At 69.5% G+C, this 22,861-nt stretch carries 22 protein-coding genes; 6 read left to right on the forward strand and 16 right to left on the reverse strand.

Annotation, left to right across the window (positions count from 1 at the left end; translation table 11 throughout):
• Positions 1-164 precede the first annotated feature (164 nt).
• The 9 genes from ABZ833_RS17125 to ABZ833_RS17165 form a co-directional block, all read right to left on the reverse strand.
• Positions 165-1,241: a 2-aminoethylphosphonate ABC transporter substrate-binding protein gene (locus ABZ833_RS17125; RefSeq protein ID WP_361047049.1), complete on the reverse strand. Its 1,077-nt coding sequence runs from the start codon at positions 1,239-1,241 to the stop codon at positions 165-167.
• A 32-nt stretch (positions 1,242-1,273) separates the two neighbouring features.
• A complete protein-coding gene (locus ABZ833_RS17130; RefSeq protein WP_361047051.1) occupies positions 1,274-2,071 on the reverse strand; it encodes an ABC transporter permease subunit in 798 nt (265 codons plus the stop codon).
• The gene (locus ABZ833_RS17135) at positions 2,058-2,942 is read right to left on the reverse strand and encodes a 2-aminoethylphosphonate ABC transporter permease subunit (RefSeq protein WP_361047054.1); all 885 of its coding nucleotides are present in this window, start codon (positions 2,940-2,942) and stop codon (positions 2,058-2,060) included. Before ABZ833_RS17135 ends, ABZ833_RS17130 begins: the two co-directional genes overlap by 14 nt.
• A gap of 43 nt (positions 2,943-2,985) precedes the next feature.
• Positions 2,986-4,062, reverse strand: a complete 1,077-nt coding sequence (locus ABZ833_RS17140) for an ABC transporter ATP-binding protein (protein WP_361047056.1) — start codon at positions 4,060-4,062, stop codon at positions 2,986-2,988.
• Positions 4,059-4,769 carry a phosphonatase-like hydrolase gene (locus ABZ833_RS17145; protein WP_361047058.1) on the reverse strand — a complete coding sequence of 237 codons (711 nt, stop codon included), beginning with the start codon at positions 4,767-4,769 and terminating at the stop codon, positions 4,059-4,061. The genes ABZ833_RS17140 and ABZ833_RS17145 overlap by 4 nt, the downstream gene beginning before the upstream one ends.
• A 17-nt stretch (positions 4,770-4,786) precedes the next feature.
• The gene (locus ABZ833_RS17150; protein ID WP_361047061.1) at positions 4,787-5,911 is read right to left on the reverse strand and encodes a TIGR03364 family FAD-dependent oxidoreductase; all 1,125 of its coding nucleotides are present in this window, start codon (positions 5,909-5,911) and stop codon (positions 4,787-4,789) included.
• 148 nt (positions 5,912-6,059) lie between these two features.
• On the reverse strand, positions 6,060-6,854 hold the full coding sequence (locus tag ABZ833_RS17155; RefSeq protein WP_361047063.1) for a GntR family transcriptional regulator: 795 nt from the start codon (positions 6,852-6,854) through the stop codon (positions 6,060-6,062).
• Positions 6,855-6,943: 89 nt separating this feature from the next.
• Entirely contained in the window at positions 6,944-7,822 is an 879-nt protein-coding gene (locus ABZ833_RS17160) for a hypothetical protein (protein WP_361047065.1), read from the reverse strand.
• Positions 7,823-8,559: 737 nt separating this feature from the next.
• On the reverse strand, positions 8,560-9,702 hold the full coding sequence (locus tag ABZ833_RS17165) for an ROK family transcriptional regulator (RefSeq protein ID WP_361047515.1): 1,143 nt from the start codon (positions 9,700-9,702) through the stop codon (positions 8,560-8,562).
• A gap of 98 nt (positions 9,703-9,800) precedes the next feature.
• On the opposite strand from ABZ833_RS17165, the gene ABZ833_RS17170 reads away from it, so the two are divergent.
• Positions 9,801-10,883, forward strand: a complete 1,083-nt coding sequence (locus tag ABZ833_RS17170; protein ID WP_361047068.1) for a Gfo/Idh/MocA family oxidoreductase — start codon at positions 9,801-9,803, stop codon at positions 10,881-10,883.
• Positions 10,880-11,347, forward strand: coding sequence for a heme-degrading domain-containing protein (locus tag ABZ833_RS17175; RefSeq protein ID WP_361047070.1), 468 nt, complete (start codon positions 10,880-10,882; stop codon positions 11,345-11,347). The genes ABZ833_RS17170 and ABZ833_RS17175 overlap by 4 nt, the downstream gene beginning before the upstream one ends.
• Before the next feature lie 138 nt (positions 11,348-11,485).
• Here ABZ833_RS17175 and ABZ833_RS17180 read toward each other — a convergent pair whose 3' ends face one another.
• The 4 genes from ABZ833_RS17180 to ABZ833_RS17195 form a co-directional block, all read right to left on the reverse strand.
• On the reverse strand, positions 11,486-12,343 hold the full coding sequence (locus ABZ833_RS17180) for a fumarylacetoacetate hydrolase family protein (RefSeq protein WP_361047073.1): 858 nt from the start codon (positions 12,341-12,343) through the stop codon (positions 11,486-11,488).
• Positions 12,344-12,484: 141 nt separating this feature from the next.
• A complete protein-coding gene (locus ABZ833_RS17185) occupies positions 12,485-13,261 on the reverse strand; it encodes a YidC/Oxa1 family membrane protein insertase (RefSeq protein ID WP_361047518.1) in 777 nt (258 codons plus the stop codon).
• Between the two features lie 140 nt (positions 13,262-13,401).
• Positions 13,402-13,722 carry a DUF6412 domain-containing protein gene (locus ABZ833_RS17190; RefSeq protein WP_361047076.1) on the reverse strand — a complete coding sequence of 107 codons (321 nt, stop codon included), beginning with the start codon at positions 13,720-13,722 and terminating at the stop codon, positions 13,402-13,404.
• 114 nt (positions 13,723-13,836) lie between these two features.
• Positions 13,837-14,691 carry a class E sortase gene (locus tag ABZ833_RS17195; protein WP_361047078.1) on the reverse strand — a complete coding sequence of 285 codons (855 nt, stop codon included), beginning with the start codon at positions 14,689-14,691 and terminating at the stop codon, positions 13,837-13,839.
• 184 nt (positions 14,692-14,875) lie between these two features.
• Here ABZ833_RS17195 and ABZ833_RS17200 point away from each other — a divergent pair, with 184 nt between their 5' ends.
• The 4 genes from ABZ833_RS17200 to ABZ833_RS17215 all read left to right on the forward strand — a co-directional run bounded on the left by ABZ833_RS17200 (position 14,876) and on the right by ABZ833_RS17215 (position 18,717).
• On the forward strand, positions 14,876-15,898 hold the full coding sequence (locus tag ABZ833_RS17200; RefSeq protein WP_361047080.1) for an SEC-C domain-containing protein: 1,023 nt from the start codon (positions 14,876-14,878) through the stop codon (positions 15,896-15,898).
• Positions 15,899-15,980: 82 nt separating this feature from the next.
• Positions 15,981-16,448 carry a very short patch repair endonuclease gene (locus ABZ833_RS17205; protein ID WP_361047082.1) on the forward strand — a complete coding sequence of 156 codons (468 nt, stop codon included), beginning with the start codon at positions 15,981-15,983 and terminating at the stop codon, positions 16,446-16,448.
• A gap of 8 nt (positions 16,449-16,456) precedes the next feature.
• Positions 16,457-17,419, forward strand: a complete 963-nt coding sequence (locus tag ABZ833_RS17210) for a DNA cytosine methyltransferase (protein WP_361047084.1) — start codon at positions 16,457-16,459, stop codon at positions 17,417-17,419.
• A 125-nt stretch (positions 17,420-17,544) separates the two neighbouring features.
• Complete coding sequence (locus ABZ833_RS17215) at positions 17,545-18,717, forward strand: DNA cytosine methyltransferase (protein WP_361047086.1); 1,173 nt, start codon at positions 17,545-17,547, stop codon at positions 18,715-18,717.
• 24 nt (positions 18,718-18,741) lie between these two features.
• Here ABZ833_RS17215 and ABZ833_RS17220 read toward each other — a convergent pair whose 3' ends face one another.
• The 3 genes from ABZ833_RS17220 to ABZ833_RS17230 are packed head-to-tail and all read right to left on the reverse strand — an operon-like array spanning position 18,742 to position 22,744.
• Positions 18,742-19,629 carry a DUF6339 family protein gene (locus ABZ833_RS17220; protein ID WP_361047088.1) on the reverse strand — a complete coding sequence of 296 codons (888 nt, stop codon included), beginning with the start codon at positions 19,627-19,629 and terminating at the stop codon, positions 18,742-18,744.
• Positions 19,626-20,618 (reverse strand): hypothetical protein, encoded by a 993-nt coding sequence (locus ABZ833_RS17225; RefSeq protein ID WP_361047091.1) that lies wholly within the window; start codon positions 20,616-20,618, stop codon positions 19,626-19,628. Before ABZ833_RS17225 ends, ABZ833_RS17220 begins: the two co-directional genes overlap by 4 nt.
• Positions 20,615-22,744: a helix-turn-helix transcriptional regulator gene (locus ABZ833_RS17230; RefSeq protein WP_361047094.1), complete on the reverse strand. Its 2,130-nt coding sequence runs from the start codon at positions 22,742-22,744 to the stop codon at positions 20,615-20,617. The genes ABZ833_RS17225 and ABZ833_RS17230 overlap by 4 nt, the downstream gene beginning before the upstream one ends.
• Positions 22,745-22,861: the final 117 nt, after the last annotated feature.

Here is a 22,861-nt window from a genome sequence, read left to right on the forward strand (position 1 = left end):
TGGCGCACCTTGGTGCACACCAACGCCCCTGGAGATCCAGGGGCGTTGGGTCCATACCCGTTATCTTTTCGCTACCGAACACCCCGGGGCCAGGGGTCGACGGTGAACTCTCGTGAAACCAGGTGAACTTGAGGTCGAATCCCGCCGGATCCCGGCGGGACCCGTCAGCTGCCGGTGGCCGACTTCCAGTCCTCGACGTACGTCTGGAGGTTCTTGGAGATGTCGGACCAGTCCGGCTCGAAGATCTCGACCCCGTCGACGATCTTGTCCAGCGCGACCGCGTTGGCATCGGTGGCCTTGATGTCCTTGCGCGCCGCGAAGCCGCCGCCGATCTCGCTGACCTGCTGCTGGGCCTTCTGGCTGAGCAGATAGTCGAGGAACTTCTTGGCGTTGGCGGAGTGCGGGGCCTTGTTGACCAGGCCGGCGGCGTAGGGCAGCGCGAAGGTGGTGGGCTTCTTGCCCTCCTTCGCCGGGAACCAGATGCCGAGGTTCGGCATGTCCTTGGACTGGGCGTAGTTCATCTGTACGTCGCCGTTGGCGGCGAGGAGTTCGCCCTTGTCGACCTTGGGTGCGAGCTTGCCGGTGGAGGCGGAAGGACCGACGTTGTTCGTCTGGAGCTTCTTCAGGTAGTCCATGGCGGGCTTCTTGCCGCCGAAGTCGTGCATGGCCTTGATGAGCACGGCGGTGCCGTCGCCCGCGACGCCGGGCGTGGAGTACTGGACCTTGTCCTTGTACGAGGATTCGGTGAGGTCCTCCCAGGTCTTGGGCGCCTTGGAGCCGCCGAGCTCCTTCTTGTTGTGGATGAAGCCGAAGTAGTTGTTCACGACGGAGGTCCACTTGCCGTCGGTGGCCTTGTCGGCGCCGTCGACCTGGTCGGAACCCGCGGGCTTGTAGGCCTGAAGAAGGCCCTTCTCGTCGGCCTGCTGGATGAACGGCGGCAGGGTGATGATGACGTCGGCCTGCGTGTTGGACTTCTCGCGGACGGCGCGCTGCACCATCTCGCCGGAGCCGCCCTCGACGTAGTTCACCTTGATGCCGGTCTTCTTCTCGAAGTCCTTGAAGACCTGGTCGTACCAGCCGTCGCCGTTCTCGCCCTTGAGGCCGTCGGCGCTGTAGACGGTGACCTCCTTCGCGTCGGAGGCGGAGGAGTCGCCGCCGCAGGCGGTGAGGGACCCTGCGAGGACGAGGCTGCCGGAGACGGCGGCGAGCGTGCGGGTGCGGGTACGGGTGTGACGCGACATGACGTTTCGTGCTCCTTCGGGGAGGTTCGGGCTCAGCGGTAGGAGGCGCGCGTGCGGATGCGGGAGACGCCGAAGAGGACGAGCAGCGTCGCCGCCATCAGGACCACCGCGACGGCGGCACCGGTGAACAGGGAGCCGCGGTCGGTGGCCGCGTAGATCTGCACGGGCAGCGGCATCCAGTCCGGCGGGTAGAGCATCATCGTGGCGCTCAACTCGCCCATGGAGAGCGCGAAGCAGAGGCCCGCTGCCGCGGTGAGCGACGGCAGCAGAAGCGGCAGCTTCACCTTCCACAGGACGTACGAAGGCCGGGCACCGAGCGATGCGGCGGCCTGTTCGTACGCCGGGTCGAGACGGACGATGGCAGCCGAAACCGACTGGTAGGCGAACGCCGTGACAAGAATGGTGTGCGCGAGGATCACGATCCAGCGGGTGCCGTTGAGGATCATCGGCGGCTTGCTGAACGCGACGAGGATCGCGAGCCCGACGACGACGGAGGGCACGGCGACGGGCAGCATGAAGAGGGTGTCGAGGACCCGCTTGCCCCCCTTCTTCAGCGAGGCGGCGGCGAGCGCGGCCCAGGACCCGACGGCCAGCGCGAGCAGGCTGGCGCTGACGGCGGTGACCAGGCTGGTGGTGAGCGCCTTGAGCGAGTCCCCGCGGGTGGCGGACGCGTAGTGCTCCGAAGTGAATCCGGAGGGAAAGGCGCCGGACCAGTGCGAGGAGAACGAGGCGGCCAGGATCACGAGAAGAGGAAGGGCGAACAGAGGCAGAAAGAAGACGAAGAAGAGAACCCAGGTGGCCCACTTCCCCTTGCGGCTATGCACCAACACGACGGCTCACCACCCGGTAGAGGCTGTAAAGACCCACGGAGATCGCGATGTTGACGACGGCGACGACACAGGCCGCCGGATAGTCCGACTCGAGAATGGCCTTGCTGTACACGAGCATGGGAAGGGTCGTGACCCCCTTCGCTCCGGTGAAGAGAACAATCCCGAATTCGTTCAGACACATGACGAGTACGAGGCTGCCGCCCGCGGCGAGGGCGGGCAGCGCCTCGGGCAGGATGACCCGCCGGATGATGCGGCCGGGCTTGGCCCCGAGACTCGACGCGACTTCCAGCTGTGCGGTGTCGATCTGTGAGAACGCGGCGAGCAGGGGGCGCATCACGAAGGGCGTGAAGTACGTGATCTCGGCGAGGAGAACGCCCCACGGGGTGGTCAGGAACTGAAACGGCCCCTCGGCGGCGCCTGTCGCGTCCGTCCACATTCCGTTGGCCATGCCCTTGGTGCCGTAGATGAACAGCAGGGCGAGGGTGATGAGGAAGGACGGAAAGGAGAGAAAGACGTCGATGAACCGGGCGACGGCTTTCCCTCCCGGGAACGGCACAAAGGCAATGATCAGCGCGAGCGCGAACCCGAGCACGAGACACCCGACCGTGGACCCGACGGCCAGCCACACGGTGGTCCCGAGCGCCTCCCGAAACGCCTCGGACCCGAAGACATCGGAGTAGGGCTGAAGGGAGGTCCCACCGGTATCGGGCTGAACGGACTGCTGGACGACGAGGGCGAGGGGGTAGAGGAAGAAGAGGGCGAGGAGGGCGATGGGGGGCAGGGCCCAGACGAAGCGGGGTATCTGTCGCCGCGTACCTTCTGGCCGTCCTGGCTGTGGGCAGGCGTTCCGCACGGCGGGACGGGTGGGCACAGCCCCCGATGCAGGGCCACTTTTCACCAGGCGCTCACCAGAGCTAGCCATCGGTCACCCCCGCACCCAGCAACACCGCGTCCTCGGGCGCGAAGTGCAGCGTGACCGAGTCACCGATACCCGGCGGCGTCCGAAGCTCCCGAAGGTCCGCCTTGACCCGCTCCCCACCGACATCCACGTACAGCCGATGGGTAGCCCCCCGCCACTGCACCTCATCGACAATCCCTGTAAGGGCGTTGGGACCGTCCCCCAGACCGACCAGATGCGGCCGCACACACAACGTGGCCGTCACCCCGGCGGCCACCTCCCCGGTGTCGACCTTCAGGTCGGCGCCCCCGAACGAGACGCTGCCGGACCCCACCCGCACCGGCAGCAAATTCGCGTTCCCCACAAAAGAAGCCGTGAACTCGGTCCGAGGCGCCCGATAAAGCTCCTGCGGAGTCCCGCAGTCCCGCAGCCGCGCCTTGTCCATGACGGCAATCCGATCCGCCAGGGTCAAGGCCTCCACCTGGTCATGGGTGACGTACAGAATGGAGACGTCGGGCAACTCCCGGTGCAGCCGGGCGAGTTCACCCAGCATCCCCGACCGCAACTGCGCGTCGAGCGCGGAAAGCGGCTCGTCAAGCAACAGCACCCCCGGCCGGATGGCCAACGCCCGCGCGATGGCCACCCGCTGCTGCTGCCCCCCGGAAAGCTCCCGGGGAAACCGCTTGGCGTAAGAAGCCATGCCCGTCATTTCCAGCGCCTCGGCGACCCGCCCCGGAATCTCGGACTTGGCGACCTTCTGCGCTTTCATGCCGAAGGCGACGTTGTCCTGGACCCGCATGTGCGGGAAGAGCGCGTACTGCTGGACGACCATCCCGATCCCCCGCTGATGCGGAGGAAGGCCGGTGACATCGCGCTCCCCGATGTACACCCGCCCTGACGCGGGCCGCACGAACCCGGCGACGGCCCGCAGCGCGGTCGTCTTGCCCGAGCCCGAGGGGCCGAGCAGGGCCATGACCTCGCCGGGCTCGACGGTCAGGTCGAGCGAGTCAAGGACGGTGTTCCTGCCGTAGGCGACCGAGACGCTCTCGAAGCGAATACCGCTGCGCACGCGCGTGGGGGCGCCACCAGTCATCGGTCAACACCCCTGAGCAGAGCGGGCAGTTCGGCGACCGAAGCGAGAACATCCGTGGCCCCCGCACCCCGCAGCGCCTCGGCGTCATGCGCCCCGGTGAGCACACCGGCGACCACACCGGCCCCGGCCCGCACCCCGCTCTTCATGTCGTACGCCGTGTCGCCCACGACGGCGACCTGCTGGACGCCGTCCACCGCGCCCGTCCGCAGGAAGGCGCTCAGGACCATGTCCGGGTAGGGCCGCCCGCGTCCGCCCGCGTCGGCGGGGCACAGGGTCAGCTCGACCAGGTCACGCCAGCCCAGCGCGTCCAGGATCGCGTCCTGCGTGACCCGGGCGAACCCGGTGGTCAACACCACGGTCAGGCCAGCTGACTTGAGCTCCTCGACGGCTTCGCGCGCGCCGGGTATCGGCGCGATCAGACCCCCGTCGACCAGCTCCCCGTACGCCTTCTCGAAGGCCACGTTGCCCCGCTGGGCAAGGACCTCGTCGCCGAAGAGATGCCGGAAGACGGAGATCTTGGACTCGCCCATGGTGGCGCGTACGTAGTCCAGCTTCTCCGCGTGGTCGGCCGAGCCCGGCTCGACGCCGAGTTCCCGCGCGGCGGCGGCGAAGGCCTGCTCGACGAGACCCCCGTCGGCGACAGTGGTCCCGGCCATGTCCAGAACCACGAGACCGATGCTGCTGTGTGCGGTCGGCTTTGCGGTCAACTTCGCGGTCAACTCCCTCACCATCCCAACTCGTCGGCGGTCTTCTCCGCGATCGCGGGCGAGCACGTCATGCCGCGCCCGCCGGGCCCGGTGACCAGCCACACGCCCTCGCGCACCTGCTGCCGGTGCACGACGCGGGTCGTGTCGACGCACTGCGCGTACACCCCGGCCCAGCGCCGTTTGATCTTCGGCAGCGGGCGGCCGAGGAAGCCCTCGACGACCTCGGTGAGGTGGTCGTAGGGGTCTTCGAGGGTGTCGAAGGCGAAGGGGTGCTCGTACTCGTGGGTGTCGCCGATGGTCAGGCCGCCGTCCTTGCGCTGCACCATCAGGAGCTGCATCTTGTGCGCGGCGGCGGTCGGCGTCTGCGCCTGTCCGGCGTTGAGCGCGTCGAGGGCGTCCGACGTGTACGCGGGGTAGTAGCGGAAGCTGTCCGCGTCGGCGACGGAGGTGGTGAGCGCCTCGCCGAGGGGCTCCGTCTGCATCATCTGCAGCCGCACGCGCCGCACCGGCAGGTCGGGGCCCGCCACTTCCCGCACGAGCCCGCCGAGCCAGGCGCCGGTGGCGAGCACGACGACGTCACCGGTGTGTACGTCACCGTGGTCGTCCCGCACCGCGTTCTCGCCGACGACTTCGCGGACCTCGCGACCGGGCAGGAAGGTGTAGCGGGGCGAGGCCAACAGCACTTCCCGCAGCCGCAGTTGAGCGACCCGCGGCTCCACCGCCGCGTCGCGCTCGCACCACAGCCCCGCGATGAAGTCACCCCGCAGGGCCGGGTTGAGGGCGCGGGCCTCGTCGGCGTCGAGCAGCTTGTAGCCGCGGGCCGCCGCGTCGGGGCGGGTCAGGGCGGCCTCGGCGACCGCGCGCTCGCGTTCGTTGCGCACGAGGGTGAGGGAGCCGTTGGCCCGGAAGCCGATGCCCTCCACCCTCGCGCCTATCTCCTCCCACAGCTCGCGGGCCCGCAGGGCGGTGTCCAGCTCCTCGCCCCCGGCGCGGCCGCTCACCCATATCTGCCCGAAGTTGCGCAGCGAGGCCCCGCGGGCCTCGCTCTCGCGCTCGATCTGTACGACCTCGTGGCCGCGTTCCACTGCGTGCCAGGCGTGCATGGTTCCCACCACGCCGGCTCCTACGACGATGACTCTCACGACGGCAACGCTCCTGGGGACGAGTGACCCGCTGTCGTCCTGTCGGCAACGGGACGGTGAACTGCCACCCAAGGTTGGCCTAGACCCGTTACGTTCTCGTTATCGGCCTGGGTCGTTCTGCCTCGACCCCCTTACGAGGGAGGGGAGTTCAGGATCCGCCGTTGCCCAGGTGGGTGGTGAAGGAGAACCGGTCGCCCCGGTAGAGGGTGCGGACCCGCTCCAGCGGGTGCCCGGAGGTGTCCCGTGAGACGCGGTGGATCAGGAGCATGGGCAGCGCGGGAGGGGTGCCGATCAGGAGGGCCTCGCGAGGGGTGGCGAGGACGGTCTCGATGCGTTCGTCGGCGTCGCCGAAGGAGATGCCGAGCCGGTCGCGGAGGTAGGCGTAGAAGGAGGAGTCGGGCTCGAACTCCCGGTCAAGGGCGGGCACTCGGGCCACGGAGACGTACGTGCTTTCGAGCCCCACCCGCTCGTCGTCGGCGAGCAGCACACGCTCCATGTGCCAGACGGGCTCCCCCTGTTTGACCCCGATCTCGGCGGCGAGGGCCTCGGGGGCGGGGAACCGGTCGAGGGAGATGAGATGCCGCCCGGGGGTACGCCCTTGCCGCCGTACGCCCTCCGTGTAGCTCGCGAGGGACAGCGGCTGCTCCAGCTTGGGGCCCGCGACGACGGTGCCGCGCCCCTGCCTGCGCAGCCGCCCTTCGAGCAGCAGCTCACGCAGCGCCTGCCGCACGGTCTCCCGCGCGACCTCGTACCGCACGGCGAGATCCCGCTCGGTCGGCAGCGTCTGCCCGTCCCCCAACTCCTCTATCAGGTCGGCGATCCTGGCCTTCACCGCGTAGTACTTCGGGATGCGGCCGTGCTCGGGGATGCCGGAGCGGATGGGGGCGCCGGGGGCCTGGTCGAGCAGGTGCGCGGGAGGGTGCGGGGAGTTCGGGTTGTCCACGCAGGGATGTTCGCAGACGTACGTGAACAGGTAGGTGAACGGAGGGTGCCGGGCGGGCGGGCCGGTGACCGAGGGGGCGCGTGCCCGGCTCAACGCCGCCGCGAGGCCCGCAGTCTCCTGGTCCCTACGACGAGGGCCCAGCCCCCGGCGAACAACGCACCGGCGACGGCACTGACGCCGAGCAGGGCGCGGGGGCCGGTGGCGGCGAGTTCATCGGCTTCATCGCTGTACGAGGACCCTCCGGCGTCGTGGCGCTCACGCCCGCCGTCGCCTCCGTCCCGCCCGCCGTCGCTTCCCTCGGACTCAACGTCGGTGCCACTGTCCGCGTCTGTATCGCCACCGCCATCGGCATCGCCACCCCCATCGCCATCAATGCCGAACGGATAGTCGTCCGACTCGCCCACCCAGTCGCCGTCGTCGTCGCGGCGCTGGACGACGGCGGCGGAGATGACGGCGTGCTCGGAGCGGGCCTCTGAGGTGAAGGAGAGGCGCACCTTGACGGCGCGGGTCCGCCCCGCCTTGACCGTGAACCCGGGGAATCCGTCGTCGAAGACGCCGACGTTCTCGTCCCGGTCGGTCCGCTCGAACTCCACGGGGCGCCAGCGGGAACCGGCGCGGAACTCCAGCTGGATCTGCCGGGGCCGCAGCTCGCGCTCCTTGTCGACGACGACGACGACCGGGTGGATGTTGCCGCAGGTGCCACGGGTGGTGTTGGCCAGCTCGACGGACCAGCTCCGGTAGCCGCCCCCGGCCTCGTAGGTGGGGGGCCCGCCCTTGATCCGCGTCCCGATGGGGAAGCCGCTGCCGTTGGGGGCGGAGCAGGTGGGGGGCTGGGCCGAGTGCGGCCGCTGCACGGTGGCCGCCGCGCCGCCCATGGGCACCCCTCCCGCGGCTGTCGCGACGGGCGCGAGGGCGGCGGCTGCGGCAACGGCGGTGACGCCGGAGGCGAGAGAGCGGCGAAGTCGCATGGAGGGCCTTTGCTGAGCGCGGAGGGGCGGGAGCTTGAGCGGGGTCCATAAGACAGTGGGCATGGGCCGCGACCATGCCACGCACCCCCGGCCCCACCGGGCCCGCCACAACCCAGTACCGCCGACTGGACCGCGCAAGTCCCCCCTATCAGCCGACTTTCCGTTAATTGCGATTGCCGGGGTCTGGTGCTTACCCCGAGGGCGGGGACGGGGGGGCTGCTTGCCCGAAGGGCCAAGGATGGGAGCCGCTCGCCCGGGGGCCGGGGCTGCGACCTGGCCCCGGCACCGCGCGGTGCAGCCCCCGGCCGGGCGGCCGGCAGCTCCAGTGGCTGAGGACCCGCACCATGTTCCGGCAGCCGGACAGGGCAGGCTGCCGGGCCGCCGCTAGTTCCAGTCGCCCGGATCCGGCGCTGCGGCCTGTCCCGGTAGCCGAGGGATCCTGCCCACTCGGTGACCGGGCCGCCGCTGCCGAGGCCGCCGACAATTCCAGTCGCCGGACGACCGCCTTCCCGGCCGCCAGGCCACCGTCGCCAGGCCACCGTCGGCGCCGGTCACCGGAACGGCCGCCCGTTCCCGCTGCCAGGCGACGGCTGATTCCGCCCAGCCCGAGACACCCCCGGATCCGCCGGGCCTGGCGCGCCGCCAACTCCGCCCCGGTCGGGAACACCGCCCCTCCCGCCGGTCGGGAGCCGCGCCCCCAGCCAGGCAGCCCCTACCCCCCTCCCGCCAAGCAGCCCCTAACCCCGCCCAGCCGTCGGAAACGCCACGTCCGCCCGCCCGAACAGCGGCGCGAGCACCAGTTGTGCGGCGCCCTCCGCGACGCCCCGTTCGCCCCCGGACGCGACGGCGACCGGGACCTCCGTGTCCCCGCCGCCCCGCCGGGCGCGTGCGGTGACGACGGCTCCCACTCCTCGTACGAAGCGCTCCTCGTCCGCGAGGACGGCCCGCCCGCCCAGCAGTACGAGATCGATGTCGAGCAGGCTGACCAGGTTGCCCGCCCCCGCGCCCAGGACCCGCGCCGCCTCGTCCAGATCCCCCCGCGCGACCGCCGCCAGGCACAGCGCCTCGATGCAGCCGCGGTCTCCGCACCCGCACTCCGGGCCGTCCAGCTGGATCACCTGGTGGCCGAACTCGCCCGCTCCGGTCCGCTCCCCGCGGTAGAGGCCCCCGCCCAGGACCAGGCCCGCGCCCAGTCCCGTCCCCAGGTGCAGGTACGCGAAGGAATCCGCCACCCCGCCGAGCGCGAGCCCCAGCGCGGCGGCGTTCGTGTCCTTGTCCACGACGACCGGCAGCCCAAGCCGCCCGGCGAACGCGTCCCGCAGCGGAAAGCCGTCCCACGCGGGAAACCCGGTCACGCGGTGCAGGACCCCGTCGGAGTGGTCGAGCGGGCCCGGCAGCGCGACCCCGACCCCGAGCAGCCCCGCATCCACCGGGGCCCCATCACCCCCCGGCACCCCAACCAGCTCACGCACCACCCCCACCGCCACCTCGACCACCGCCTCCGCGCCCTCCCCGAACTCCAGCGGCGCCCGGCGTTCCGCGACCACGTGGCCCGTCAGGTCGGCAAGGACCGCCGTCAGTTCGTCGCGGTCCAGGTGGAGGCCGACCGCGTGCCCTGCGTCCGGGACGAGGCGCAGGAGCGTGCGCGGCTTGCCGCCCGTGGACGCGCGGCGGCCCGCCTCCGCAGCGAGCCCCTCCGTACGCAGCCGCGCGGTGATCTTACTGACGGCCTGCGGCGTGAGCCCGGTCCGCTCGGCCAGTTCGAGGCGGCTTATCCCGGCCTCGCCCGCCGTGCGCAGCAGGTCGAGCACGAGGGCGGCGTTGTGCCCACGCAGCGCAGGCAGGTTCACTCCGGCGCCCGGCCTGCCACCGCTACCGATGCCGCTTCCGCCCGCCGCCCTCGCCGTATCAGTGCTGTTCACACCCCCATTGTCACTCGCGCTTGCGCTTTGGCAACAGCGTTGCTTAAGTGGAACGCATGACTGGTACAGGCTCCCCTCTGCGCGTGGCCCTCATCGGATACGGCCTCGCGGGCTCCGTCTTCCACGCCCCGCTGATCGCCGCCACCGAGGGCCTCGTCCTCGACACGGTCGTCACGTCGAACCCCCAGCGGCAGGCCCAGGCCCGCGCCGAGTTCGGCGACGGGCTGCGTTTCGCCGCGTCGGCCGACGACCTCTGGGCCCGCGCCGACGAGCTCGACCTGGTGGTGATCGCGTCCCCGAACAAGACGCACGTGTCGCTCGCGACCGCCGCCCTCAAGGCAGGCCTCCCGGTCGTCGTGGACAAGCCGATCGCGGGCACCGCAGCCGAGGCCCGCGAGCTCGCCGCGCTCGCCGACGACCGCGGGCTGCTCCTCTCCGTCTTCCAGAACCGCCGCTGGGACAACGACTTCCTCACGCTCCAGAAGCTCGTCGCCGACGGCGAACTCGGCGACGTATGGCGCTTCGAGTCCCGCTTCGAGCGGTGGCGTCCGCAGCCCAAGGGCGGCTGGCGCGAGTCCGGGAACCCCGAAGAGATCGGAGGTCTTCTCTATGACCTCGGGTCCCACGTCGTCGACCAGGCCCTCGTGCTCTTCGGCCCCGCGCAGTCCGTGTACGCGGAGTCCGACGTCCGCCGCCCCGGCGCCGAGGCCGACGACGACACGTTCATCGCGATCACGCACCGGGGCGGCGTCCGCTCGCACCTGTACGTCAGCGCCACCACGGCCCAGCTCGGCCCGCGCTTCCGCGCGCTCGGCTCGACGGCGGGCTACGTGAAGTACGGCCTCGACCCGCAGGAAGCAGCCCTGCGCGACGGCAAGCGCCCCACGGACGAGGAGAGTTGGGGCGAGGAGCTGGAGTGCATGTGGGGCCACGTCGGCTCCGGCGAGTCCCCGCTGACCGGCGGCGGCACCCCGGTCCAGACGCTGCCCGGCGCCTACCCCGCGTACTACGCGGCGATCGCCGACGCCCTGCGCGGCACCGGCGAGAACCCCGTCTCCGCGTACGAGGCCGCATCGGCCCTCGACGTCCTGGAGGCGGCACGCCGCTCGGCCCGCGACGGTGTGACGGTGGTCGTATGACGACGCCCGCCGCACCGACAGTAGAGGAGCTGGAGACCCAGGAACTGCGCCTGGTGCTCCCCCACTTCACGTACGAGGACGCCTGGGCACTCGGCACCCTCCTGGTCGATCTGGCCCGCGAGCGCCAGGCCCCGGTGGCCATCGACATCACCCGCGGCGGCCAGCAGCTCTTCCACGCGGCCCTGCCGGGATCGACCCCGGACAACGACGCCTGGATCGCCCGCAAGCGCCGCGTCGTGGAGCGCTACGGCTGCTCGTCGTTCCTGGTCGGCACGCGCTTCCGCGCCAAGGGGACGACGTTCGAGGAGTCCTCGCGCCTGGACCCGGACGTGTACGCGGCGCACGGCGGCGCGTTCCCGATCGCGGTGCGGGGCGCGGGCGTGATCGGCACGGTGGTGGTCTCGGGCCTCCCGCAGGCGGCGGACCACGCGCTGGTGGTCGAGGCGCTGGAGCGGTTCGCGTAAGCCGCGGGTACGCCCCGTCAGGGGCGCGGGGAACTGCGCGCCCAGCCACGGCACACCCGCGGACGGCGTCGATGGAGGACCACTCCACCGACGCCGCTCCGGGGCGCCACGAATCCGCCGCGCCCCCGCCCCGGAGGGCTACGCGTCCTTCAACTCCTGGCGCTGCCTGCCGAGCCCCTCGATCTCCAGCTCCACCACATCACCGGCCCGCAGGTACGGCTTCGGCTCGGGGTGCCCCATGGCCACGCCCGCCGGCGTACCGGTGTTGATGACGTCACCGGGGTACAGCGTCATGAACTGGCTTACGTAGCGCACCACTTCGGCCACCGGGAAGATCTGCTGGGCCGTGGTCCCGTCCTGCTTCAGCTCGCCGTTGACCCAGAGCTTCAGGGACAGCGCCTGCGGGTCGGGGACCTCGTCCGTCGTCACCAGCCACGGGCCGAGCGGGTTGAACGTCTCGCAGTTCTTGCCCTTGTCCCAGGTGCCGCCGCGCTCGATCTGGAACTCGCGCTCCGAGACGTCGTGCGACACCGCGTACCCGGCGATGTGCGCGAGCGCCTCCTCGTCGGACTCCAGGTAGCGCGCGGTGCGCCCGATGACGATCGCGAGCTCGACCTCCCAGTCGGTCTTGACCGACTTGCGCGGCACGAGCACGGTGTCGTCGGGACCGACCACCGTGTCCGCCGCCTTGAAGAAGATGACGGGCTCGGCGGGCGGCGTGGCCCCGGTCTCCTTCGCGTGGTCGTGGTAGTTGAGCCCGATGCACACGACCTTGCCGATCCGGGCCACCGGCGGCCCGACCCGCAGCCCCGCCGCGTCGAGCGCGGGCAGCTCGCCCGCCTCGGCGGCGGACCGGATCCGGTCGAGCGCGTCCGTGTCGGCGAGCAGCGCGCCGTCGATGTCCGTGACGGTCCCTGACAGGTCCCGCAACGTGCCTTCGGCATCGAGCAGCGCCGGGCGCTCGGCCCCCGCCGTACCGACTCGCAGCAGCTTCATCGTCAATCTCCCTTGGTCGAGCGCGCCCGGTCCGTCCTGACCGCTCGCGTGGCCCGGCCGATGGGTTGCGGCCATCGGAGGTTTGGAAGATCCTCCAATCTCACGGTCCATCCCGCAAGACCCTGTTCACAGACCGGACCGTTACCCAGCAGTAGCCAGCGCACCCGCCCCGGCGGCCCCGTACGGCATGTCGCGGTAGAGCACGGCACGCTCGACCGCGCTCCAGGTCGTGCTGGTGACGACGTACAGCGCGGCGGCCAGCGGCACGAAGGCGACGGTGAACAGCGTCATGAACGACATGAACGGCATGACCTTGGTGATCGCGCCCATGCCGGGCACCTGCTGAGCGTCGCTGCCACCGGCAACGGGCGCCGCCATGGCCATCTGCTTCTTCGTACGCCGGAAATTGAAGGTCGCGACGGCGGCCACGATCGCGAAGAGGCCGAGGTAGACGAGCCCCTGCGCCCCGAAGACCCCGCCGTCGGCGAGCGCGTCCGCCCACCGCCCGCCGAGGGGCGCCTCGAACAGCTTGTGGCCGAGCAGCGCGTTGGCTTCCCCACCGATGCTGGAGTTCGAGAAGAGGTGGTAGAGCAGGAAGAACGCCGGGAGCTGGAAGAGGCTGGGCAGGCACCCGGAGAGCGGGGAGACCTTCTCCGCGCGGTGCAGCTCGAGCACGGCCTTCTGCAGCTTCTCGGGGTTCTTGGAGTGCTTCTTGCGCAACTCGGCGATCTGCGGCGACAGCTTGGCGCGCGCCTTCTGGCCACGGGCCGAGGCCCGCGACAGGGGGTGGACGAGGAGTCGTACGCACGCGGTGAACAGGACGATGGCGGCGGCCATCGCGGAGCCGTGGAAGACCGGTTCGAGCAGGTCGGCGATGGAGCCGACCAGATCGGCGAACACGGACATGAAGTCGGACAGGAAGCCGAACATGGAGAAACCCTCCGGGGTCTCGTCGTGCCGAGGAAAAGGGGCTGGTGCTCTTTTCGGCGTGACGGCCCGCGGAGGGTCCCAAGGTGTCGCTGGAGGGAGAGAGCTGGTGAAGCTGGTGCAGCTGTCCCCTACGCGGCCGTCATGACGAGACGGCCCGGTGCTCGGGGTCGCCTGCGCCCGGCGGCGTCGGGATCGCGCTGCGGCAGAAATGCCGTGCGCTTCTCGCGGTCGCGCATGGCCGTACGCACCCGGGTGCGGGGCACGGCGGGGGCGCAGCGCGCGGCGATCAGGGAGCAGACGGCGAGCGCGGAGCTCGCGGCGGCGGTCGCGGCGAGCGCGACGGCCGCGGTGAGGCTGCTCGCGTCGAGGAGGACGACCTCGACGAGGAGGAAGAGGAGAACGCCGGTGGGACGGAGGGCGGCTTTCCAGCTGCGGATCATGTCCTGCATCGCGTCCCGTCCCCCCTCTCCTTGAGTACCTCGCCGATACGACGTAACGCGTACTGCCGTTATATCGCGTACTGCCGTTATACAGGATCGGCCTCGGCAGCCGTAGGGGTCGCCCTACCGGGGCCGCATGGACCGCAGCTTCCCCCAGACGATGAGCCGGTACTTCGAGGTGTACTCGGGGGTGCAGGTGGTGAGGGTGATGTAGTACCCGGGAGAGCTGTAGCCGTGCCCGGCCTTCACGAGGCTGCGGGGGACGGCGCGGATGACGCCGCTGTCGCGGGCGGAGGTCTGGGCCAGCGTCTTGTCGACGACGTAGGTGTAGACGGCGGCCTTGGTCTCGACGACCAGCTCGTCCCCGTCGCCCAGGCGATTGATGCGGCGGAAGGGTTCGCCGTGGGTGTTGCGGTGCCCGGCGAGCGCGAAGTTCCCGCCCTGTCCGGGCTGGGCGGTACGCGGGTAGTGCCCGACGTACCCCTTGTTCAGTACGGCGCTCTTGCTGACGCCTTCGGCGACGGGCACCCGTATCCCGATGCGCGGGATGCGCAGGACGGCGTAGGCCTGGTCCCAGTCGGGCGTGGGGGCGGGGCGCTGCCGCTGGGCCTGCCCGGAGGCTTCACCGGCGCCTGCACCGGCACTGCCACCGTCACCGTCACCGTCGTCTGAGTCACCCGGGTCGGGCCGGGACTCGGGGGCGGGGCTGGGGCCGGAGGCGGGCTCGTCGGCATCGGACGAGGTGGAGGACGGGTTCCCCCACTCCCGCTCAAGGGCCTGGACCTTGCGCTCGGCGCCTTCGCGGGCCTGCCGATTGGTCCACCAGAGCTGATGGGCGACGAGAAGCAGCAGCACAAGCCCGCAGGTGACGGCAGCTTCGGCGCCGCCCCACAGAAGCCGGGCGCCGCGCCCCCGTCGACTCCGCGCCCCCTGCACGACAACAGGGACCCTCCCCGCCCGCTCGACCCGCTCCCGCACGCCGGCACCTCCCGTCCCAAGAGGGCGGCAGGCTAAGCCCAAGCCCGCCAACAAGCCATGGCGCCCGCACGACGGCACCACGACGACAGCACGACGACAGCACGAAAGTGCGGCCACGCTGATCTGCCCTGATCTGCACGGCAACCCTGCTGCAACGCACCCACTCGGCAGTACGGTGTCCCGTATGCGCCCCGACACGCCTGCCGACCACATCGCCGAAGCCGAGCGCCTGGAGCGGACCGCCGGCTTGTACCCCGAGGACACCGAGCACCTGCTGCTCCAGGCCGCGGCCCACCTGGAACTGGCGGGCGAACGCGACCGCGCGACCACGCTCTACGACCGCCTGCTGGCCCCCGACGCCCCGCACCCGGCATCGGCCCCGATCCTCATCCGAGCCCTGAAGGCCTCGAACCTCTGGGAGTACGGCCACGAGGCGGAGGCAAGGGCGATCATCGACGGCGTACGGGCTGCTGCGCCGCGCGACCCGGCCCCGTGGGTGATCGTGGCGGAGTCGCTGGAATCGCACGACGAACTGACGCAAGCGCAGGAAACCTTCACCCAGGCCCTGGAACTCCTGCTCCCGCCCGGCGGCTCCGGCGGCGCCCCGTCGTACGAGCAACGCCCCCTGCTCTTCGGCCGCCACAGGGTGCGCCGCTTGCTGGGCGCGGAGCACGACGCGTGGGACGCGATGGCGGACGAGGTCTCGACGTCCCCCGTCCCCCTGGACGAACTGCACGACCCGAAGCGAATCTGGTCCCTCGGCTCGGACAACCCCGCGGAACTCCGCGCGGAAATCTCCCGAATCCAGGCGGAGTTGGGCTCGTACAGGGAAGCTCTTTCCCGCCCCTTCCCGGTGGCGGTCCTGCACTGGCCGTCAACGGAACTGGAAGAACTCCTGACGGCGTACCCGTCCCTGGAATCCGAATACCCGTCCCACGAAGCGCACTTGTCGACGATAGAGGAATCACTGAGGGAACTCTCAGCCTCCGGCACCCCGAACCTCGGCATCGTGACGGGAACGGTCCCGTCGTACGAGGCCTTCGCGGCTTCTGAGGGCGCGCAGCCGACGGAGGTGTCACTACTGCCGCAGTACGCGACGACGCTGGCCGCGCGGGGGCGGGCTGTTGGGTGGCCGCCGGAGGCGGGGGCTGAGTGTTGGTGTGGATCGGGGGCCACCTACAGCAGGTGCCACGGCGAGGAGAACTGAGCAAGCCCTCACAATTCTTCCGTACCCCGCTCGGGATACAGACAAGGCAGACTGCCAAATCGCTGAGCGCCAGGACGCCCGGATGCGAGAGACGAGAGACGTGAGCAAGGCGAAGCCGTCCTCGCCGGCCATCTCCGCCAGAATGAGCCGCCAGGCCAGGCGGGACACCGCGCCCGAGCTAGCCGTGCGACGCCTTCTCCACGCTGCCGGGCATCGCTACAGCCTCAACGTGCGCGTGCCGGACATGCCCCGCCGGACCATCGACATCGCTTTCCCCCGCGCCAAGGTGGCCGTCTTCCTCGACGGCTGCTTCTGGCACGGCTGCCCGGAGCACGCGACGCAACCCAAGGCGAATGCGGAGTGGTGGCGGACGAAGCTCGACCGCAACATCGCGCGCGATCTGGAAACAAGCGAACATCTGGCCGAATCTGGATGGATCGTCCTACGGTTCTGGGAACATGAGGCGCCCGACAGGGTGGCGAGACGGGTGGCAGCGACCGTCGAGCGGCAGCGCCGGGGAAGACAACAGCGGAGCGACGGGGGCAAGTAGTGAGCGGCATGAGGTTCGTGGATGTCTGTTCCGGCGGCGGAGGGCTGGCCCTGGGCCTGTCACAGGCAGGCTTCGAACCGGTACTGCTCCTGGACGACAAGCCGGTGGCCTGCGAAACCCTCCGGATGAACAGGCAGGCGTGGAACGTGCTGCGATCAGATCTCCTGGACTTCGACCCTGTCGATTTCCAGGAGACCTATGACGTGGACCTCCTGTCCGCCGGCCTTCCCCGGGTGAAGTCCTCAGCGACTGCGAAGCGCGTGGAAACCGGTCTCGAACTGCGTCTCCTCAAGGCTGCGGTCTATCTGGCCCACGCTGTACAACCTCGCGCTCTACTGATCGAGAACGTACCGGGCCTCGTCGATGACGAGGCGTTCGACGAGGTGCGGGCCTTCATTCAAGGGGAGCTCAAGCACCTCGGCTACGGATTTCACTGGTTCATCCTCAATGCCGCGGATTTCGGTGTCCCGCAGGACCGAAAGCAAGGCGTGCTCGTCGCGTTGAAGCAGGAGTTCTTCGACAGCTTCCGGCAGCCGATTCCCACTATGACCGATCATGTATCGGCAGGTCAGGCACTTCTCGCGTCGATGTCCGCACGAGGTTGGGCGGAGGCCGAAGCATGGGCTCATCAGGCGGACCAGGTCGCGCCGACGTTGGTGGGCGGCTCGGAGAATCGTGGCGGCGCCGATCTCGGACTGACCGGCACCAAGAAGGCGTGGGCCCGTATGGGGATCAATGGAGGCGCACTCGCTGACGAAGTGCCCGGACCGGACGGAGTCCAGGAGTCGGACACCTCTGGTTCCCCGCTGAAGAAGATCACGGTGGAACAGGCCGCCATCCTCCAGTCCTTTCCCGCCGACTGGCGCTTCGCAGGGAAGAAGACAGCCCGCTACCGTCAGATCGGCCATGCCTCGCCGCCGCCCGTCGGCAAGGCCTTGGGTCTGGCCGTCGCCGAAGCTCTGCGGGCCTGAGCCACGGCCGCATCCATTCCTCCCGGCACAGCGGTACTGGCATGACCATCGTCCACCGCCGGCTACACTTCGATCCCATGACCCCCGCACCTCATCGACCACTCCTACCTGCGGATTTCCACATCGTGGATCTGTTCGCCGGGCCTGGCGGCCTCGATATCGCCGCCACGATCCTGGGAGTGGAGAGCATCGGGGTCGAATGGGACGACCCGACCCGCGCGACGCGTACGGCGGCCGGTCTGCGAACCACCAGCGAGAAGGATGTCGCCGAGCTGGGCCCCTGTGATCCCGAGGTCGTGGACGCCAACGTGCTCACCGGTGGCCCGCCGTGCCAGACCTTCTCGGTGGCGGGGAATCGTGAGGGGCACGAGGCGCTGGAGGATGTGAAGCGTCTGGCCACACGCTTGGGTGGGCACGAGGACGCTGCCGCGTTCGAGGCAGCGTGGAAAGAGGTGAAGGCCGAGACCGACGCCATGTCCGACGAGCGCACCGGGCTCGTGCTCCAACCGCTGCGCTGGATCATGGAGGCCAAGCTCAAGCGCGAGCGACCCTATGACGTCATCGTCCTGGAGCAGGTACCGACCGTTCTGCCGGTGTGGAAGCATTACGTCGGCATTCTCAGGGCTGCTGGTTACGCTGCTGACGCTCAAGTCCTGAACGCCGAGGAATTCGGTGTCCCGCAGACCCGTCGGCGCGCTGTACTGATCGCCAGGTACGACCCGACGGACAAGAAGCAAACCGTCGAGTTTCCCCAGCGGACTCATCAGCGATACCGCCCAGGGGTCGATCGGCTTCCGGAATCACGGGAAGCCGAACATGACCAACAAGAGGCCCTGTTCACCAACGCCGACACCGTCCCGATCAAGCGTTGGACAGCGATGCAGGATGTCCTTCTCGACAGACCTGCCGACTTCGAGGTCGTCTCCAACTACGGTTCGGGCGGCGACCCCAAGAACCGCGGCCGCCGCACTTCCGAGGAACCGGCGGCAACGGTCACCGGCAAAATTCGACGCAACCGCGTCTATCGCCTGAAAGCCACCAAGTCCGGGGAGAAGGTCGTCGGCAAGGAGCTGGATCGGCTCAGCTTCGAGGAAGCAGGCCTTCTCCAGTCCTTCCCGGGGGCGTACCCCTGGCGATCCACCGATGTGGCCCAGCAGATCGGCAACGCCATTCCACCCCGTCTGTCGCTTCACATCTTGAGCTGCGCGCTCGGATTCGGGCGGCCGGAGAAGGAACAGCTGAAGAGACTCGCGGAGTGGAAGCCCCCGGCCGTCGATGGACCTGCCGAGGGCGCCTGAGGAATCGGGGCGGGCAGGGTCCGATCAGGCGCTGTCCTCCCCGACCGGCTCCTTCCCCCGTACTGGCGCGTCGGCGAAGAGCTCCGCAAAGTAACCGGCCAATGTCTCCACCGAGTTGTCGGGGGTCTGTTCCTCATCCGGACCCTCCGGAAGCTGCTTGCGGGGTACTGCCGTGGCCGACTCGGAGGCCTCGATCCAGTCACGCAATGGCGCGGCGTCACGCTCGATGTCCGGGGCAATGACGTCGTACATCAAGGTGGCCGCGGACGTATTCACCACACGAGCCAGGGCGTTGACGTCACGGCCGGTGCTCACGGTGCCGCGCTCGATAAGACGCACCATGGCCTGGGCCGTCGGCCGATGGTCGATGGCGTCGAGGCGCAGAGTGGTGTTGAGCATGTCCTGATTGGCGCAAGCGGTCACCACCGGGCCGTAGTCGGGACCGTTCCTGAAGAGCTCGGCCGCCCACCACAGCCGGGCGAAGGCCTGCGTGTAGTGCGCCCCACGGAACCGAAGCGGCGCGACCTTCGGTGCGCCCTCCTTGGGTTCCGACATATGACGCCAGACGACGTAGTCAGGAGCAACCCCAAGTGCCAGGTAGTTCCACAGTCTCCGGTCCGCGGCCTCACGGCGGTCGAGTCTCAAGGCGGCATGGAGCCGAGGGGCCAGCCACGCATCGGCCTGGGTCGGCTTGGCATCCCGATACTTGTGCATCGCGTCGTCGACGAGATCGCGCACCGGGTGCAGCGCTGCCCGGGCTCCCGCATCGGAGACGGGTTCAGCCACCTTGTTGAGCGCTATGGCAGGCACGTCCTCCTTGCCGGTGAGCAACCCCTCGGTGAGGTACTGGGCAGCGTTGAGGTCGGACAGCAGTGCCAGGCGTTCGGGAAGGTTGGACGGCTTGTGGGTCATGCGTCGTTCCCCTGGTGGTGGCGGTCCAGACCGCGGATGGTGGTGGACAGGGCCTTGGGCACGTCAGCCCTGCGAGTGGCTGCGAAGTGGATGCGGGGTTGAAGATCGATCCAACCGGACGTTCCTGTACGCCGACGATGAACCTCACGCAGCCCCTCTTCGAGGGGGCGGTTGGGCACGACGTCCGGGAGCATCTCGCGAAGCACCTCACCACGCCAGTCCTGGGGAAAGAGTGGCGTACCGTCGTCCTCGATCTCGAGGTCCCCGATGGCCGTGTGGAAGACCGCGGTCCACACATCCGTGCACATCTGTGCAATCAGCAGGTCACGAACCAGGCCCTCCACGGAAGCACTGTTGCCGCCGAGGAGTTCCGTGATGCCTTCGAAGTCGACGTTCACATGCACGGCGGGCACGTCACCGGACGTGTCCACAACCCACGGCACATCCTTGAAGGGGCGCAGCCACTCGGGCCCCTCGCGGAAGCCGACTTCGATGACGTCGAGTTCGCGCTGCCTGAGCGGGATCTCGGACGCCAGGTCGACGATCCACTCCTTCGCCGACGTGGCGATCACGCGGCCCGGCACACCATCGACCGTGGCGATCACGTGGACGGACAGAGCGGCACGGTCGAGGTGGTCCGCTCTCCACAGGTCCAGCGAGCCCGACCACTCCCGCCCGCCTTCCGTCCTGGACTCCAAGCGGACAACGGTCCGCGCGTTGGTGGCTTTCTCCGTCAGTACCGCCACGACGGACACATCGCGCCAAGGGCTGTCGGGTTCGGTGGCCCTGGCCGGAATGGTCGCCGACAGCTTCAGCCGAGCGCTCTCCCAGTCGTCCTGATCCACCCGCCCCAACGCAACCACCTGCTCGACGACAGAGAACGCGCTGGTCTCGAGTGGCTCCCGGCTCTCGCCGGGCACCTTCACCTCCACCGCCGTAACACGCAAGGACACGGCACCGCTGAGGCGCTTGTACGGGTAGGCCTTCACGCCTTGTCCCCCTTGCCCGTGTGGAGTTCGACGACAAGGCTGGTGAGTTCGGCTTGTACCGGGTGGGTCGACACGTTGGTGACGCCCCTGAAGGTGGCTCGCCTTGCGCCGGGAGTGAAGTGCAGCATGCCGTCCACGAATTCACAGTTGTGCACGGCTACGAGCTCCGACCAGGTCACCACGGGGCGAGGCCCGGACCTCACGTCCAGCTTGGCAACCGGGGCGAGATGCCAGGCCTCGCCCCCCCGGGGAACCTTCACCTCGGCGGTGATCCGCCAGGCGCCGTCGGTCCCGACATGGGCGTCCAGTTCGTCCAGTACGGGAAGGTCGCCGGTAACGGCGGGCCGAGCCGGCCGCTTGCCCCCCACAGCAAGGCGCTTACGCAGACGATCAGTGCTCGCGCGTCGCTTCTCCTTGGGTGCCGCGACGAGTTCACGTACGGCGTTGTTCGCATCGCGGGTCAGCGTGGCGATCCTCCGGTACGCGGAGGGCGAGTACCGCATGCGCAGTTCCTCCGTCTGACCCCACTTGTCGTGCTCGGGGGGCTCGGAAACACGCAGGAACGCCTCGGCCTCCTCGGCGAAGGGGGCATCGTCCCCGGCCGCGCACCCGGCGAGAAGCACCGCTTGGAAGGGGTCGGTACCCAGCTCCAGGGCGGGGACGGAGTTCGCTCTGACCGTCATGCGGTTGCCCCGCATCATGGCCACGGTGTTGTGGGGCTTCGGGTCGTCGTCGTCCTCCACCCTGGTCACCAGGAGGACCGCCCGATGCTCCCCACCGCTCCTTCGGCCCTCGCGGCCGGGCACATTCAGCGGAACCGTCGTCATGGCCACCTGGCCCGATTCGGTCAGACGTTCCACGGTCGTACCTTCCAAGAAGGCTTGCAGCGCCCGGGCGCGCGAGGGTTGGGCCTCATGCGGGTCGATCCGCTGCTCCGGGATCAGCTCCATGCCATTACGCAGCGTCCGAACCGATGCCTCGAGCAGCGGCTGACTGGCGCCGCCTGCAGTCATGGCGGCCCAGAAGTCTCTCCCAATGGCCTCGACGAGCCGCTCATGCATGCGATGCACGCTGTCGTCGTCCTCGCTCCCCACAGCCTCAGCGGTCGAGGAGGGGTCGGCGAGGCTTGCCACGTCATGGGCGCCCACGATCAGGAAGGAAGTGCCGGGTTCGCTGCTCTCCCGTGTGAGGTGCAGTCGTTCGACCATCGCCTCATCGCCCCACCACGAACGGGCGACGTCCTCGCCCTCCACGTCCGGGTCCGGTTGGCCGAACCAAGCGGGCCCGGCATAGGACTTGTCGTCGACCTCGCGCCATGGCAGGTCGAGCCGCCCGATGAGACGTCGCTCGGTCCGTCCTTCATGCGGCTCGGACAGCGTGGAGTTGATGAGTACGAGGCCGAGCCGACTGGTCGCCCAGAGCGTCGCCTTGCCGAGTCCGTACGAACCACCAGCGCTGCTCATCGACTTGTGACTGTCCAGCTGCCGTCGGACGACCGCCGCGAACCGGCCGGTCTCGTAGTCGTCCCCGGTCAGACCGGACGCGTTGTAGTCGTCGACCCGCAGCAGCACCAAACGGTCCCGCGTGTACATCTCATGCAGCCCGGCAGCAATGACCCTGCCGACCTTCTGGTCCTGAGCTGCCGCCGACTCAAAGTGCGGGAAGAGGGCGTCCCAACCGATCGCCTCACGGAATCGGGCGAGACTCTCACCCGTCAGCTCCTCGAGCGTGTACCGAACGCGGACCGGTTGGTTGTTCCCGGTCAGTCGCTCGTCGAGGCTGTTCTGGGTAGCCTCGCGAGCCAGGACTCCGACGTCCGCCTCGAAGGCGAAGGCCGCTGCGTTGCCGAACTCTCGACCGCCATCGGCGTACGCGGGGCGGTGGCACCAAATGACGGGCCGACCGACCAAGGTGTCGGTGGTTCGGCTGTGGATCGTTCCCAGGTCCGTGCCGAGAGCATCCGCGATCTTCCTGATGGTCTCGTCCCGAGGTGTGGCACGCCCGGTGATCCAGGCCGAGACGGCAGCTCGGGTCACACCCACGGCCTCCGCCAGCTCCGTCTGCGTCTTCCTGGCCCTCTTCAACTGGCGGGCCAGCCAAGGCCCGAAGTCTTCCCCACCATCCACGGCGCCCACTCCTCAGGTACTGCCAGCGTTGCGAAGCCCACTCTACCAGGGCCATTTGACATGGGAGGGATTTGTACAACACTGGTTGACAGCCCGGCGGGCAGCGGCGGACAGTAC

Origin of the sequence: Streptomyces sp. NPDC047525, from assembly GCF_040643025.1 — a bacterium.
GTDB lineage: Bacteria > Actinomycetota > Actinomycetes > Streptomycetales > Streptomycetaceae > Streptomyces > Streptomyces durmitorensis.

What these genes read in the sequence shown, in the direction of transcription:
- ABZ833_RS17125 (WP_361047049.1), bottom strand. Translation starts at nt 1,241, where the DNA reads ATGTCGCGTCACACCCGTACCCGCACCCGCACGCTCGCCGCCGTCTCC.
- ABZ833_RS17140 (WP_361047056.1), bottom strand. Translation starts at nt 4,062, where the DNA reads ATGACTGGTGGCGCCCCCACGCGCGTGCGCAGCGGTATTCGCTTCGAG.
- ABZ833_RS17160 (WP_361047065.1), bottom strand. Translation starts at nt 7,822, where the DNA reads ATGCGACTTCGCCGCTCTCTCGCCTCCGGCGTCACCGCCGTTGCCGCA.
- ABZ833_RS17170 (WP_361047068.1), top strand. Translation starts at nt 9,801, where the DNA reads ATGACTGGTACAGGCTCCCCTCTGCGCGTGGCCCTCATCGGATACGGC.
- ABZ833_RS17175 (WP_361047070.1), top strand. Translation starts at nt 10,880, where the DNA reads ATGACGACGCCCGCCGCACCGACAGTAGAGGAGCTGGAGACCCAGGAA.
- ABZ833_RS17180 (WP_361047073.1), bottom strand. Translation starts at nt 12,343, where the DNA reads ATGAAGCTGCTGCGAGTCGGTACGGCGGGGGCCGAGCGCCCGGCGCTG.
- ABZ833_RS17190 (WP_361047076.1), bottom strand. Translation starts at nt 13,722, where the DNA reads ATGCAGGACATGATCCGCAGCTGGAAAGCCGCCCTCCGTCCCACCGGC.
- ABZ833_RS17200 (WP_361047080.1), top strand. Translation starts at nt 14,876, where the DNA reads ATGCGCCCCGACACGCCTGCCGACCACATCGCCGAAGCCGAGCGCCTG.
- ABZ833_RS17205 (WP_361047082.1), top strand. Translation starts at nt 15,981, where the DNA reads ATGCGAGAGACGAGAGACGTGAGCAAGGCGAAGCCGTCCTCGCCGGCC.
- ABZ833_RS17210 (WP_361047084.1), top strand. Translation starts at nt 16,457, where the DNA reads ATGAGGTTCGTGGATGTCTGTTCCGGCGGCGGAGGGCTGGCCCTGGGC.
- ABZ833_RS17220 (WP_361047088.1), bottom strand. Translation starts at nt 19,629, where the DNA reads ATGACCCACAAGCCGTCCAACCTTCCCGAACGCCTGGCACTGCTGTCC.